General features: G+C 60.4%; 13 protein-coding genes. 9 read left to right on the top strand and 4 right to left on the bottom strand.

Annotated features, from left to right (window positions below; translation table 11 throughout):
- Window positions 1-20 precede the first annotated feature (20 nt).
- From CLV41_RS05805 to CLV41_RS05795, 3 genes are read right to left on the bottom strand one after another with little or no spacing between them, the layout of a single operon-like run.
- Entirely contained in the window at window positions 21-260 is a 240-nt protein-coding gene (locus CLV41_RS05805) for a DUF4170 domain-containing protein (RefSeq protein ID WP_103221234.1), read from the bottom strand.
- Window positions 261-290: 30 nt separating this feature from the next.
- A complete protein-coding gene (locus tag CLV41_RS05800) occupies window positions 291-1067 on the bottom strand; it encodes a 3'(2'),5'-bisphosphate nucleotidase CysQ (RefSeq protein WP_103221233.1) in 777 nt (258 codons plus the stop codon).
- 28 nt (window positions 1068-1095) lie between these two features.
- Window positions 1096-2439: a TldD/PmbA family protein gene (locus CLV41_RS05795; RefSeq protein WP_103221581.1), complete on the bottom strand. Its 1344-nt coding sequence runs from the start codon at window positions 2437-2439 to the stop codon at window positions 1096-1098.
- Window positions 2440-2860: 421 nt separating this feature from the next.
- Between CLV41_RS05795 and CLV41_RS05790 the strand changes: the two genes are divergently transcribed.
- The 3 genes from CLV41_RS05790 (at window position 2861) to CLV41_RS05780 (ending at window position 4142) form a co-directional block, all read left to right on the top strand.
- A complete protein-coding gene (locus CLV41_RS05790) occupies window positions 2861-3451 on the top strand; it encodes a DUF6101 family protein (protein WP_208987294.1) in 591 nt (196 codons plus the stop codon).
- A 66-nt stretch (window positions 3452-3517) separates the two neighbouring features.
- Window positions 3518-3793, top strand: a complete 276-nt coding sequence (locus CLV41_RS05785) for a ribbon-helix-helix domain-containing protein (RefSeq protein WP_103221231.1) — start codon at window positions 3518-3520, stop codon at window positions 3791-3793.
- On the top strand, window positions 3780-4142 hold the full coding sequence (locus tag CLV41_RS05780; protein WP_103221230.1) for a type II toxin-antitoxin system RelE/ParE family toxin: 363 nt from the start codon (window positions 3780-3782) through the stop codon (window positions 4140-4142). Before CLV41_RS05785 ends, CLV41_RS05780 begins: the two co-directional genes overlap by 14 nt.
- A gap of 315 nt (window positions 4143-4457) precedes the next feature.
- Here the strand turns inward: CLV41_RS05780 and ubiA are convergent, their stop codons facing one another.
- Entirely contained in the window at window positions 4458-5402 is a 945-nt protein-coding gene (ubiA, locus tag CLV41_RS05775) for a 4-hydroxybenzoate octaprenyltransferase (protein ID WP_103221580.1), read from the bottom strand.
- A 144-nt stretch (window positions 5403-5546) separates the two neighbouring features.
- On the opposite strand from ubiA, the gene CLV41_RS05770 reads away from it, so the two are divergent.
- From CLV41_RS05770 to CLV41_RS05745, 6 genes are all read left to right on the top strand, one after another.
- A complete protein-coding gene (locus CLV41_RS05770; RefSeq protein ID WP_208987292.1) occupies window positions 5547-6314 on the top strand; it encodes a hypothetical protein in 768 nt (255 codons plus the stop codon).
- 176 nt (window positions 6315-6490) lie between these two features.
- Window positions 6491-7768: a phosphoribosylamine--glycine ligase gene (gene purD, locus CLV41_RS05765; RefSeq protein ID WP_103221228.1), complete on the top strand. Its 1278-nt coding sequence runs from the start codon at window positions 6491-6493 to the stop codon at window positions 7766-7768.
- 77 nt (window positions 7769-7845) lie between these two features.
- Window positions 7846-8751, top strand: coding sequence for an alpha/beta fold hydrolase (locus CLV41_RS05760; RefSeq protein ID WP_235867063.1), 906 nt, complete (start codon window positions 7846-7848; stop codon window positions 8749-8751).
- Between the two features lie 276 nt (window positions 8752-9027).
- Complete coding sequence (locus tag CLV41_RS05755; RefSeq protein WP_208987291.1) at window positions 9028-12231, top strand: putative bifunctional diguanylate cyclase/phosphodiesterase; 3204 nt, start codon at window positions 9028-9030, stop codon at window positions 12229-12231.
- A gap of 74 nt (window positions 12232-12305) precedes the next feature.
- Window positions 12306-13208 (top strand): patatin-like phospholipase family protein, encoded by a 903-nt coding sequence (locus tag CLV41_RS05750; protein WP_328590031.1) that lies wholly within the window; start codon window positions 12306-12308, stop codon window positions 13206-13208.
- 114 nt (window positions 13209-13322) lie between these two features.
- On the top strand, window positions 13323-13664 hold the full coding sequence (locus CLV41_RS05745) for a hypothetical protein (protein ID WP_208987290.1): 342 nt from the start codon (window positions 13323-13325) through the stop codon (window positions 13662-13664).
- Window positions 13665-13759 lie beyond the last annotated feature (95 nt).

Below are 13759 nucleotides of genomic sequence, written 5' to 3'. Positions count from 1 at the left end.
TCGCCCGAAGATGCGCCGGCTCAGGCTTCCGTTTCCGGATTGAGCAAGCGGTGCATGTGAACAATGAAATAACGCATATGCGCGTTATCGACCGTTGACTGTGCCTTCGACTTCCAGGCCGTGTAGGCTTCGGCATAGTTCGGATAGATGCCGACGATATCCAGTGCGTCCAGATCGCGGAAGGTCAGTCCGTCCGGCGAGTCCAGCTCACCGCCAAACACGAGGTGCAAAAGCTGCTTCGGGGTGTCGTTGTCACTCATGAATATCCTCGCTGTTCGTCAATCGGCCGCTCATTTGATCAAGTTCCCGAGCGCGTCGCACACTGGCCCGATCAGCGCTTGAGGGGCTGCGACCAAAGCCGGATGACCGGTCTTCGCGCGATTATAAATCAGGTGCTGTCCGGACAGATCGGTCAGATGGCCGCCTGCTTCCTGCACCAAAAGATCGGCCGCCGCAAGGTCCCAGTCGCTCGGTCCACCACGAGCCGCGCCCACATCGACCCGTCCCGCCGCCACGGTTGCCAGGCGGTAAGCGAGAGAGCGCAGAATATCCGCGCGGACAAATCCGGCCGCGATGACGTCCTGATTGGCGATGATCGAATGCGGGCCGCTCAAGCTCGCCCCCTGGATACTACCCTGCCGGGACACCGACATCCGCAGGCCGTTGAGCCAGGCTCCGCCACCGGTGCTTGCCAGAAACATTTCCTCGCGGAGCGGGCAGAACACGGCGCCGGCAACCGGCCGGCCATTCTCGACGACGGCAATCGACACCGTCCATTCGTTGCCACCGGCAAGGAAGGCGCGCGTTCCGTCGATCGGATCGACGATGAACACCCGCTCGCGGTCGAGGCGCTGCCGGTCGTCGGCGGTTTCCTCCGACAGCCAGCCGTAATCCGGACGGGCTGCCCGCAGTTCGTCCGCCAGAAACCTGTCTACGGCAAGGTCTGCTTCCGAAACGGGCGACTTGTTGCCCTTGAACCAGGTTTCCGGGTCCCGGCCGAAATAGCTCAGCGCCAGTTCCCCGGCCTGCCGCGCCGCCGTTTCCAGCAGGCGCATATCTGTTGCCATCTCCGATTCCGGACCTGGATTGCCTTTGTCAGTTTCCTGCAAGAGCCATTCCTTCGATCATGATCGACGGCGCCGCGGTCGAATAGCGGTTGTCCAGATCGCTGCCCGGCACCAGCCGCCTGAACATGTCGTTGAGATTTCCGGCGATGGTGATCTCGCTGACGGGCTTGACGATTTTCCCCTGTTCAAACCAGAACCCGGCGGCACCGCGGGAGTAGTCGCCGGTCAGACCGTTGACGCCGTGCCCGATGAGATCGGTGACCAGCAGCCCCTCACCGGCTTCGGCCATAAGCTCTTCCAGGCTTTTGTCACCCGGCATCAGCGTGATGTTGGTCGCGCCCGGCGATGTTCCGCTGCCGCCGCGATGGGCACGGCCATTGGGTTTCAGGCCAAGTTCGCGCGCGGTTGCTCCATCCAGGAACCAGTGCCGCAACACGCCGTCGCTGATCACGTCGAGGACGTCGGCCTTTGTGCCTTCGCCGTCGAACGGGCGGGTCGCCGCGCCGCGGCGCTTGAACGGATCGTCGATCACCTGGATACCGGGCGCGAAAATCCGCTCGCCCATCCTGTCCTTCAGAAAACTGGTCTTGCGCGCGATCGAGGCCCCGTTGATCGCCCCCGCCAGGTGACCGAGAATGCTGCGGGCCGCCCGCGATTCATAAATGACATTGGTGGTCCGGGTGGACAGCTTCTGCGGATTGAGACGGCGTACGGCCCTCTCTCCCGCCCGGCGGCCGATTTCGGCCGGAGATTCCAGGTCCTCGAAATAGGTCCGGCTATCGAAGTCGTAATCGCGCTCCATGGCCGTGCCGTCGCCGGCAACCGCCGTCATGGACATGCCGTAGCGCGATGAGATGTAGGAGCCCTGGAACCCGTGGCTGGTGGCCAGAACGACGCCGCCCAGACGCCAGGAGGCACCCGCGCCCCCTGATTTGCTGACCCCTTCGACGGCAAGACCGGCAGCTTCGGCTTCCAGCGCGATCTCGCTCAGGTCCTCGGCGGTCATTTCCTTCGTGTCGAGAAGATCCAGTACCGGAAAGTCCTTCACCAGCAGCTCCGGATCGGCAAGTCCCGCATATGGGTCTTCCGGGGCGACCTTCGCCATGGCGACGGCGCGTTCGGCCAGGCCCGCCGGATCGTCCAGACGGTTGGCCGAAACCGCAGCGGTGCGTTTGCCGACGAAGACGCGCAGCGTGACGTCGTCGCCTTCCGCGCGCTCGGTTTCCTCGACTTTGCCCTCCCTGACGTCCACGCCCAGCGACACGCCCGTGACCGCCACCGCGTCACAGGCATCGGCCCCGGCCTTGCGGGCCGCTTCCACAAGACGCGCAGCCCGTGACTGCAATTCGCTTTGATCAATCAGTTCCGACATGAGTTCCGCCTTTTGCTCCGGCAGTTGTTTACGCTTCGCACCGGCTGCCTGCAACCACCGGAGCGGGTTGCCAACAGCCTGTGCCATTCCGGTTCAGTCCGGCCGGGAGAATTCCGCCGCTCTTTAAATAGGACGATAACGCAACCCGATCCTTTCAAATCAGATCGCGGGTCAATTCGACCCGCGCAAATCCGGTGCCGAGGCTTGCATGCCGGTCAGCGATCCGCCTCTATCGGTAATTCGCGCATTGATTGTAATCATCGTGTTCTGCCACACTCCTGAATCAGGTATTACCTCTTCGCTTACATTCCGGTAACCCTCTTTAAAATCAGACTTTTTTAACCGTGTCTCTTAAGTGCTTCACGACCTTTCTGATCTACCTTCAGGCCATCAGAGACCAAAAGGTCCGGTGGAGAGTCATTTGAGACGTCAAACAGAAACACAGGAAACGGCAGCAACCGGGAGTGGCGCGCAAGCGATGCCGCATCCCGGTTGCCTGCCGGCCCACTTCCAGCAACGACTGGAATCCAGGCCGGGAACCGCTGCTCTTCCCGCAGACATAATTCTTGATCGCGACAGGGTGATCATCAAGCGCCGGGTTGCCGGAGTTCCGGTCACCGTCGTCGTTCCCGCACACGGGTTTGACGGCGTCATGGTGCGGATCGTGCCGGGGGCTGCTCCCGGGGATATCGTGGCGGCGCTGATCCTGAAACATCCGGACTGCGCATTGTCGATCACACTCGCCGAAACCGAAACTTCGGACGAACTTGCCGCGCTGTGGAGCCGCTGGGCGCAGACCCTGAACCTGCCGATGCTGGTCTGTGACCTGGGTGGCAAGGTGAAACCGATTGATGCCTACAGCGCCAGACCTTCGGCAACTCCGGCCCCGCGCCGCAAGCTTCGCCTCCTGACAGGCCGCCGCCCACGCTTTCTCAACAGACGCCTGCCAGGCCGTCCGGCGGAGGCAACGGCTGTGCATGGAAACGAACGCGAGATCATCGCGCGCTCGTGAAGATCTGTGGAACATGCGCTTGACATCGATGCTACTGGGTAGCACCTTGTTGTCCAGGAGCATCGGATGAGCATCAAATCATCAATTTCGCTGACAGAACAACAGGACGCCTTCGCGCGGTCCCTTGTGGACTCCGGCCAGTTCTCAAGCCTCAGTTCCGTGCTGCAGCAGGGCCTGGAACTGCTGCGTCAAAAAAACGAGCTGGAGTCTCTCGAGGCCCGGGCCTTGCGCGAGCTCCTCGAACAGCGTCTGCATGGGCAGACTGTTCCGGCAGCGGACATGGAACGCCGGACAGAGACCATGATCGAGCGAAAACGTCGTGGCCTGCGTGTGGACACTTGACTATTCGGTTGCCGCGGAACGCGATTTCGAGCTCATCTTCGACCATCTGTTCCTGACTTACGTCGACCTGGGAGAAGACCGGGAGTCCGCTTTCGAACACGCAGCGAAACGTCTCAGAGCAATCCAAACCTCTATTGACGACCTCGTGGCGACGCCGTTTATCGGCACGCTCAGGCCCGATATCTTGCCGGGTCTGCGCTTCGTGCGCCGCGATCAGGCGGCGGTCTGGTTCGTTGCCTACCCCGAGCAAAACAGGATCTTCGTGGCCGCAGTCTTTTTCGGCGCCCAGAACCACATCAGGAAAATGCTGACGAGGCTTCTGGCTGAGTCCGCACGCAAGCCTGAATGAGTGCCGGATACTCGGGGTGGAGCGAATGACCACGCAAATTTCCGATTATGCTGTTCTGGCCATGCAGTCCCATGATTTTCTGGACGAGGGTTTTCCAAGGTTTGCAACGCCCAGCGCTGGTAATTGCGCATGCTCATAGGCCGCCGTCCACGCTTTCTCAACAGACGCGCGCCCGGCTGTCCGTCAACGGCAACGGCTGTCCATCGAAACGAACGCGAAATCATCGCGCGCTCGTGAGCGTGAACCATTCCTCTTTGTGAAGCAAAATTATGGAAAGGTTCCGCGCGGCGGGGCCTCTTTTTGCCTCCCCTTGCCTCACAACCACCCGATCAGCGCGTCGGTGCAAAACCCGGCGAACAGGATCCAACCATAGGTGCCGTTGGAGCGGAACAGCCTGAGACACTGGTCGCCGTCGTCGATGTCCAGAACGATGACCTGCCAGCCGAGATGGACGACGCCCGCCACAATACCCAGAAAGGCGGCCGGGCCCGCGTCGGCGGCGGTGGCGGCCAGCATGAACAGTCCGGTGGCGGCAGCGTAGAGCAGGATCAGGGCCGGTTTGGTGCGCGTGCCGAATAGCCGCGCCGTCGACCTGACACCGACCAACGCGTCGTCCTCCTTGTCCTGATGGGCATAGATCGTGTCGTAGCCGATGGTCCAGCAGATGCCGCCGAGATACAGCAGGACGGGCGCCCAGCCCAGCGATCCGAACACAGCCGCCCAGCCCATCAGCGCGCCCCAGGAAAACGCGAAGCCAAGAAAAAGCTGCGGCCAGTTGGTGACGCGTTTCATGAACGGGTAGATGGCGACGGGGATCAGCGAGGCAATGCCGAGACCGATTGTAAAGCTGTTGAACTGCAGCAGGACGGCCAGTCCGATCAGTCCCTGCAGCACAAGAAAGATCCTCGCCTGGTTTTTCGTCACCTGTCCGGCCGGAATCGGCCGGGAACGTGTGCGCGCAACCTTGGCATCTATATCCACGTCGACAAGATCGTTATAGGTGCAGCCTGCCCCGCGCATCGCCACGGCGCCTACCAGGAAAAGAACCAGATGCCACAGGTTCGGCCAGCCGTTGCCGGCGGCAATCGCGGCAAGGGCGGCGGACCACCAGCACGGCCAGAGCAGCAGCCACCAGCCGATGGGCCGTTCCCAGCGGGCCAGCCGCGCGTAGGGGCGCAGGGCCGCCGGAAGCCGCGTGTCGACCCAATGCTGCTTCACCGCATCGGCGACCGGGCCTGTGTCCTTGGTTGAAAAAAACATCTTCCTGCCCATCCGAGATTCGCAGATCCGGCGGCCCTTCCGGCCGCCGCTTGTATTCATCGGCACTTTAACATCTAGCAGAGGTGAATTTCGTTCCGCAAAGCGTCATAGTGACCATATCGTGGCCGACAGATGGAGCACGTTGTGAAGCTTTCCGCAATTCTTACCTCAAAATTCGCTGTCACCGTCGCCGTCGCCCTGGCGGCCGTCCCGGCTGCAGCCTTCGCACAGAAGCCGCCGCCGCCACCGGGTGGCAAAGCCCCTCCTCCGCGCGGTGTCCAGGGACAGGACCTGAATGAAAGCACGATCAGTTCCGCTGGGGCGCACAGGATCCTCGGTGGGGTCTGGGTGGACAACTGGTTCAAGCTTTACATCAACGGGTCGCCGCTTCTGGAGGACAGCGTCTCCATCCGTACGGAGCGCTCCTTCAATGCCGAACGGTTCGAATTCAACGCCGATTTGCCGATGACAATCGCGTTCGAGTTCCGCGATTTCATGGAAAACGATACCGGCCTTGAATATATAGGCACCCGCCGTCAGCAGATGGGCGACGGCGGCGCGATCGCCCAGTTCCATGATGCCGCCTCAGGCAGGTTTCTGGCCGCGACAGGATCCGACTGGCGCTGCCTGACGGTTCAGTCGGCACCGGCCGACCGGTCGTGTGAGAGCGACCGCAAGCCGGATGTCTCCAGCGCCAGTTGCGCGCAGACCGTAACGCCGGCGCCGGCCAACTGGATGGCCCCGGATTTTGACGACAGCTCCTGGCCGGCGGCCACCGTGCACAGCGCCGGGGATGTCAGCCCCAAGGGCGGCTATGACCGGATCACCTGGAACGGCAGCGCCAGATTGATCTGGGGCCAGGACCTGGAAATGGACAATATCCTTTACTGCCGCGTGACCGTGGGCGGATGATTGCCGCCGCAGATCTCCGGTTCTGAGAGTCGCATCCGGGAAATCCCGGCCGTTTGCCGCTCCTCGAATTGCAGCTCACCTGTCCGCGTGATAGACCCCGCGGCATCGAATTCGACAAGTCGCCGCGGGCAGCAAAACTCAGCGCGGCGTCAATCTGCTTTTGAGACTGGACACTCATGAAACTTCTCCTCATCGGATCCGGTGGCCGCGAACACTCCCTGGCCTGGGCGCTGGCGAAATCTCCACGGCTGACCAAGCTTTATGCCGCGCCGGGCAATGCCGGCATCGCCCAGGTGGCGGAGCTATGCGATCTGGATGTCTCGAACCATCAGGCAGTGATCGACTTCTGCCGGGCAAAGGGCATCGACCTCGTGGTGGTCGGACCGGAAGCCCCCCTGGTGGCCGGACTGGTGGACGATCTGGAAGCGGCCGGACTGAAGGCTTTCGGTCCGAGCAGGGCGGCTGCTCAGCTCGAAGGCTCCAAGGCCTTCACCAAAGGCGTCTGTGACGAAGCCGGCATTCCGACAGCAGGCTACGGCCGCTTCGACACGCGCGACGCGGCCTTTGCCTATGTCCGGGAAAAAGGGGCCCCCATTGTCGTCAAGGCCGACGGGCTTGCCGCCGGCAAAGGCGTTGTCGTCGCCATGACCTTGCAGGAAGCTGAGGACGCGGTGACGGCCTGTTTTGAAGGCTCGTTCGGTGCCGCCGGGGCGGAAGTCGTCATCGAGGAGTTCCTGCAGGGCGAGGAAGCCAGCTTTTTCGTGCTGTCGGACGGCACGCACGCCCTGCCGCTGGCAACCGCACAGGATCACAAACGCGCCTTCGACGGCGACGAGGGCCCGAACACCGGCGGCATGGGTGCCTATTCCCCCGCGCCCGTCCTGACCGGCCCGCTGATCGCGGACGTCATGAAGACGATCATCGAACCGACAATCGAGACGCTGGCCGGACGCGGCACGCCGTTCAAGGGCGTGCTTTACGCGGGCCTGATGATGACCGAGGACGGTCCGAAACTCATCGAATACAACACCCGCTTCGGCGATCCGGAATGCCAGGTGATGATGATGCGGCTGAAAAGCGACCTGCTGGAGCTGATCCTTGCCAGCGTCGACGGAAGGCTCGCGACTGCTTCCGCGCAATGGCGCGACGAAGCCGCGATCTGCGTCGTCATGGCGGCCGATGGCTATCCGGGAAACTACGACAAGGGAACGGAAATCCGTGGCCTGGACCCGCTTTCCTCCGACCGGCTTGAAGTCTTTCACGCCGGGACGAAGCGGGAAGGTGGACGCCTGCTTGCCAATGGCGGCCGGGTTCTGAACGTGACCGCTCTCGGATCCAGCGTCCTTGAGGCCCGGCAGGCCGCCTATGAAGCGATCTCGAAGATCGACTGGCCGGACGGCTTTTGCCGGTCCGATATCGGCTGGCGGGCGATCGAACGCGAGAACAACAGCTAGCGCACCTCCGGCGCGATGCTTTCATCGGCACGGAAAAAGATCTAGTTTTTCCTTGAACTCGCGGCGGGGAGAAGGGCTTGAAAAGTAATTTGCCGGATATGTTCCCGGGGTTTGAAAGCATCACCGTGGAGACCGCGAGCGCCCGGCTGTTTTGCCGCGTCGGCGGTTCCGGTCCCCCGCTTCTGCTTTTGCACGGTTATCCGCAATCCCACGTCATCTGGCACAAGATCGCAGCGCGCCTCGCGGATCGCTTCACACTTGTCCTGCCCGACCTTCCCGGCTACGGCGGATCCTCCGTTCCGCCCCTCAGCGACGATCACGCGGCCTATTCCAAGCGTGCCATGGCCGAGGCCGTCGCCGAGATGATGCAGGTGCTCGGCCACCGCCGTTTCTTTCTCGCCGGGCACGACCGCGGCGGACGGGTAGCCTACCGTCTGGCACTGGACAAACCGGAAGCGGTCGAAAAACTGGCGGTCCTCGACATCCTGCCGACGTCCGATTACTGGGACAGGCTGGACCGGCAATTCGGGCTGAAGATATATCACTGGATGTTCCTGGCGCAGCCTGCCCCCTTCCCCGAAAAGCTCATCGCGGCGTCTCCGATCCGGTTCCTGGAACATACTCTGGCGAGCTGGACCGGCGACAAGACCCTGACCTGCTTTTCAGAGGATGCGCTCGCCCACAATCGCAACTGGTTCTGCGATCCGGACCGGATTTCCGCCACTTGCGAGGACTACCGGGCAGGTGCGACAGTCGACTACCAGCACGACAGGACGGACCTGGAGGCCGGCAACAGAATCCGCGTGCCCCTGCTCGCTCTTTGGGGTGACAAGGGAATTGCAGGCAGCGTGGAGGATCCCCTGGCAATGTGGCGGATATGGTGTCCGCAGGCCAAAGGCGAGGTTCTGTCCTGTGGACACTTTCTCCCTGAAGAATCTCCTGAGCACACGACTCAAGCATTGCTGGATTTTTTTACAACCTGATCAGTTCCTGACCTAAAGTTATACTATTTAATACCTATTATTAACTTTGAAATTCCGTGAAATTAGAGAATATTCTCGATAATTTTCAATATTGAAATGCTTCCAATTAACTCTCTTTAAGAAACTTGTTCAAAACAATTTAACCATTCGCGACTATTGAGAAAAATGGCATTGGCTGTTTGTGCCATTCTACCGCGATCCGGTGGAACGCGACGCAGCGGACAATCTGGCCGAAAGGTGCGCAGCATACGCTGCTCAGGGGCACGGGTATTTCGAGTGGGCAAACAGGAAACAGCTGACAGACAAGGCCCTCAGGGAAGAAAGCATCGGCTTCCGGGCGTCAGCGCGCGCCTCGACAGGGCTCTTGAGCTGTGGTGCTGCGGCGAGGATGTTCAATTCGAAAAACCGCTCAGGAACATCTTTCTGTCGATCTTTGCCCTGACCGTCGCCGTCCTGACCATTCAGAATATCGTTTCCGCCTACCGAAGCATGAGCGAACCGCAGGAGCAGCTCGTGCGGACGGTCGAAAGACTGCTCACCCGGCAAAAGGCGCTTGGTAGCGAAACGCTCGATCAGGCTGTCAGCACCATCAGTACGGACAGCGCCCTGCAGACGGCCATCGGGGAGAAGAATTCTACCGAAATCAGAAAACTCGCGGCCGGCGTTTTCGCCCGGAAGCCGGACGGGCTGCACATTGCCGAATTCACGATTTACGGCGCGGATCAAAAGCTCATATTCCGTGCGGTGGAACCGGACACCGCCGGCGACCGCCACGGACCCCACCCGGGCAGCCGCGATATCTCCTTTCAGTCCGACCTGAGTGCAAACCTGTCCCGCCGGACCAGCGGAATTGAACTCGGACCGGACGCAGAGGCCGTCGTCAGTGTTTTCCGTCCATGGACTTCCAACGGCAAGCTGCTTGGTTACCTCAAGCTCGCAATCGATATCGAGAGCGCGCTGGCCTTTACGAGCTCCGCGGTGGATGCGCAGATCGTCAAGGTCGCGGAAGCGGGGGAAAGCTACGGCCTCAAAGGCCAAAGTTTCCACTACGAGAACATCGGCGGTCCGGTGCCGGGCGGCCCCGATATCGCCTCCATCGCCGGCTTCAGCTGGTTTGACAGCATCAACAAGGTCCTGTTGCACGAGCGCAGGATCTATGTGTTGCGCGACCTGCCCGTTCCCGTGACAGGAACGGACCGTCCCGTCAAACTCGTCCTGGTCAAGGACGTCACCCGCAATGTCTGGGTCTTCGCCCAGCAGACCCTGTTTTCGCTCTTGGCGGGCATCGGACTGGCGCTCCTGTCGTGGACCGTCATTCACCGTCTGCTGTCAAGGCTGCAATCTTCCGTTCAAAGGACGACATCACGCCTGGAGGCGGAAGTGCGGGAAAATACAAGGAAGCTGGAACACAGTGCCTTTCAGCTGACTGAAGCACAGCGTATTGCCGGCGTCGGCAGCTGGGAACGGGACATCGCGACAAACGAACTTCATGGAACCGACGAGTTCTACCGCATCATGAATATTCCCAGAGACCTGCCTGCCGAGGAAATCCAGGCCAGTGTCCATGCGCAGATCCCGGAAAAGGAGTTCATCGCGACACATGCCCATGTCAAGAGGGCGATCGCGGTGTGCGGAGACTTCGATTTCGAGCATAGTCTTGTCCAGGATCACGGCGACGTCCGCTACGTGCATGTGCGCGGATACGTCCTGGCTGGCGCGGACGGCAAGGCGGCCAGGATTATCGGAACGCTGCACGACATTACCGAGCGCCGCCTCGCCGAGAGACGGAACAATCTGCTGGCGAATATTCTGGAGTCCTCGCTGAACGAGATCTTTATTCTGAACACGCAGACCTTCCTTATCGAATACGCGAACAAATGCGCGCTCAATAACCTCGGCTACCGGCTTAAGGACATCAAGTCCCGGCATATCTGGGACATCAATCCGGTCTATGACGCGGAGTCGATCCGCAGGGACGTGACACCTCTTTTGACCGGCTCCAGGGAAAGTCTCTCCGTGGAAAGTCTTCACAAGCGCAAAGACGGTTCGGAATATCCCGTCGACCTGCGGGTCCAGCTCTTGAGGAACGACGACAGGGATCTGCTCATCGCCATTGCAAATGACGTTTCCGAACGTGTGCAGAGGGAAAACGAGACCCGTGAGGCAAAGGTCCGCGCGGAACGTCTGGCCTATTTCGACCCGCTGACCAAGCTGTCGAACCGTGCCGGGTGCCAGCGGGATGCGAAAAACCGCTTCTCCCGTTCCGACCGGCCCGCGTTCCTGGCCCATGTCGATATGGACGGGTTCAAACGGGTCAACGATACGTTGGGGCACCTTGCCGGCGACCATTGCCTGGAGGAAACCGGCCGCAGGTTACGGCAGGTCTGCCGCGGGCTCGGTACGGCTTATCGCTGGGGCGGCGATGAATTCGTCATTCTGGCGAACAGCAGCACGTCGGATCCAAATGAACTGTGCGAACGCGCACGCCGGCTCATGCGCGCCCCAATGGAATTCAGCGGCACAAGGTTCTGGCCGACGGTCAGCATGGGTATCGCCCTGTGTCCGGAGGATGGAAACGATTTCGACACCCTGCTGGTGAATGCGGACCTGGCGCTCTACCAGTCGAAGGAAAAAGGCAAGGATCGTTACACCTTCTTCAGGACAGACATGAAAACCGACAGCGAGGCCGAGGCAAAGGTCGAGCTGGAACTTCATGACGCAGTCAAGAACGATCAGTTCATTCTGGTCTTCCAGCCCCAGGTGAATCTCAGGTCCCAGTCAATCACGGGTGTTGAGGCGCTGGTCCGATGGGAGCATCCCGAACGCGGACTGCTGTCTCCCGCCGAGTTTCTCCCGATTGTCGAAAAGACCAGCCTCGCACCCGTTCTGGGCAGGATCGTCATCGACACCGCGCTGGCCGCGGCAAGGCACTGGCTGGATTCGCGTCTCGACTTCGGTCGGGTGTCCATCAATATTTCCCCCTCCCATCTGGCTTCCGGCCTGCTCGCGGAGCACTTCAAGGAAGCGATGGTGAAATACAATATCGGACCTGAGCGGATCACCGCGGAAGTGCTGGAATCCGTCTTCCTGAGCGACAACCGGTCCGGGCACCTGGAGGCACTCGAGGAGCTTTACGATCTCGGTGTTCATATCGAACTGGACGATTTCGGGACCGGTTACGCCTCTTTGACCCATGTTGCCGACCTGCCGATAAACGGACTGAAGATCGACAAATCATTCACCAACCAGATGCTCCAGGACCCGAAAAAGGAAGCTGTTGTCAACCAGCTCATCCATCTCGCGCGGTCCCTGAATATCGGCATCGTTTGCGAAGGGGTGGAAACGGAAGCGCAGTATGACCGCCTGCGGATGATGGGCGATTTTTCGATCCAGGGATATCTGATCGCCAGACCGATGACATTCGACCGCATGACGGACTGGATGACAGAATCCGCGGACGACCTTTACTACGTCATCTGACGGGTCCGGACCTTCGGCGCGTTCTGTTTGACGCCCGGTCCGTGTAGCGGCGATAAGAGACCGGATCCGGACTCATGGAGTCTCGATCTGAACGCTCCGAACAACAGCAGCCGGAAGCTGACGAGATGTCCCATCTTCCCTCCTCACCCCGGATCGGCCTCGCCCTCGGCGGCGGCGGTGCCCGGGGACTTGCCCACATACCGGTGCTTGAAGCGCTCGACGAGCTTGGCCTGAAGCCTGCCCAGATCGCGGGCACCTCCATAGGCGCCATCATGGGCGCGGCCTATGCCGGGGGCCTCAGCGGCAATGACATCCGCAAGATGACGCTGGAAATCTTCGCTGACCGCAACAGTGTGCTGTCACGGCTCTGGCAGCTCAGGCCCCGGCGGTTCGTCGATATGTTCCGCCCCGGCCCCGTACAGTTCGATCCGCAACGCGTGCTCGAGGTTTTCATAGCGGCGTATCTGCCGGACCGGTTCGAGGACCTCAAAATCCCGCTTCGCCTGCTTGCGACCGACTTTTATGGCTGTCAGGAAGTCGATTTCGAATCGGGTCCGCTGCTGCCTGCCCTCGCCGCGTCCATCGCGATTCCCGCAATTTTCCGGCCGGTCACGCTGAACGGCCGAATCCTGATCGATGGCGGCGTGGTTAATCCACTGCCGTTTGACGGGTTGCGCACGAATTGTGACATCGTCATTGCTGTCGATGTGGTCGGCGCCCCGGTTCCGCGCACCGACAAGAACGAAATCAGCATGCTGGATTCGCTTTTCGGTGCCTCACAAATCCTGATGCAAACCATTACAACCCAAAAACTCAAGATAGATCAACCGGATATCCTGATCCGGCCACCTCACGACACGGTTCGTGTTCTCGATTTCATGAAAGCAGAGCGCATTCTGGATTCGGCGGAGTCCTTGAAAGACACGACGAAAGAAAAACTCGAGAGACTGCTAAAAGAACCTACCCTAGTTACCTAGAGGCAACACCCGTACAATCCACGAGATAAATCCTTTTTATTGGATCCCGCGCCCCATTTAACAAAGCATTAATACAACCAATAAATACTTTTCCTATTCTATTAGGAGAAGGCTATGCAGCCAACGGGATCAACGGATTTGGATAACTGTCCGGTATCGGACGATTTACTGAAACGGTTACTGGACGCCACCTTCAATGCGGTGACGGATGTCGGTAACCAGTTACCGGACGGCCAGCGCGCGGCATTGGCCGTATATTGTTACCGGCGCGCTCATTTCCGTAAACTGGGGCTTTCGCTCGCCAAGCTGTGCAGCCGGCAATCCCTTTTGATGGAAGCCGGACACGCCGGCGAGATGATCCATTTGCAGTCGGCTGCCACCGGTACAGAAACAGAAAGCCGCTTCAGCGGCGTCTCTAGAGGAGGCAAGGCCCAGGTCAGCCTCCGCAGCGTATAAAAGACATCCGATCAGGGGCTGGTTCTTCCTCCCACCCGCCCCCAACTCAGGCAACCGCCTTCACAGCCTCCCTTGTGCAAGCCGGTTGCCTTTTT

The sequence above is a fragment of the Roseibium marinum genome (assembly GCF_002906165.1).
Taxonomy (GTDB): domain Bacteria; phylum Pseudomonadota; class Alphaproteobacteria; order Rhizobiales; family Stappiaceae; genus Roseibium; species Roseibium marinum.
Note: the sequence above shows the minus strand (reverse complement) of the source record. Positions and strands in the feature narration are given on the sequence as shown.

Coding starts and splice junctions, on each gene's coding strand:
- CLV41_RS05805 (WP_103221234.1), bottom strand. CDS start 260: ATGAGTGACAACGACACCCCGAAGCAGCTTTTGCACCTCGTGTTTGGC.
- CLV41_RS05800 (WP_103221233.1), bottom strand. CDS start 1,067: ATGGCAACAGATATGCGCCTGCTGGAAACGGCGGCGCGGCAGGCCGGG.
- CLV41_RS05795 (WP_103221581.1), bottom strand. CDS start 2,439: ATGTCGGAACTGATTGATCAAAGCGAATTGCAGTCACGGGCTGCGCGT.
- CLV41_RS05785 (WP_103221231.1), top strand. CDS start 3,518: ATGAGCATCAAATCATCAATTTCGCTGACAGAACAACAGGACGCCTTC.
- ubiA (WP_103221580.1), bottom strand. CDS start 5,402: ATGTTTTTTTCAACCAAGGACACAGGCCCGGTCGCCGATGCGGTGAAG.
- purD (WP_103221228.1), top strand. CDS start 6,491: ATGAAACTTCTCCTCATCGGATCCGGTGGCCGCGAACACTCCCTGGCC.
- CLV41_RS05750 (WP_328590031.1), top strand. CDS start 12,306: ATGGAGTCTCGATCTGAACGCTCCGAACAACAGCAGCCGGAAGCTGAC.
- CLV41_RS05745 (WP_208987290.1), top strand. CDS start 13,323: ATGCAGCCAACGGGATCAACGGATTTGGATAACTGTCCGGTATCGGAC.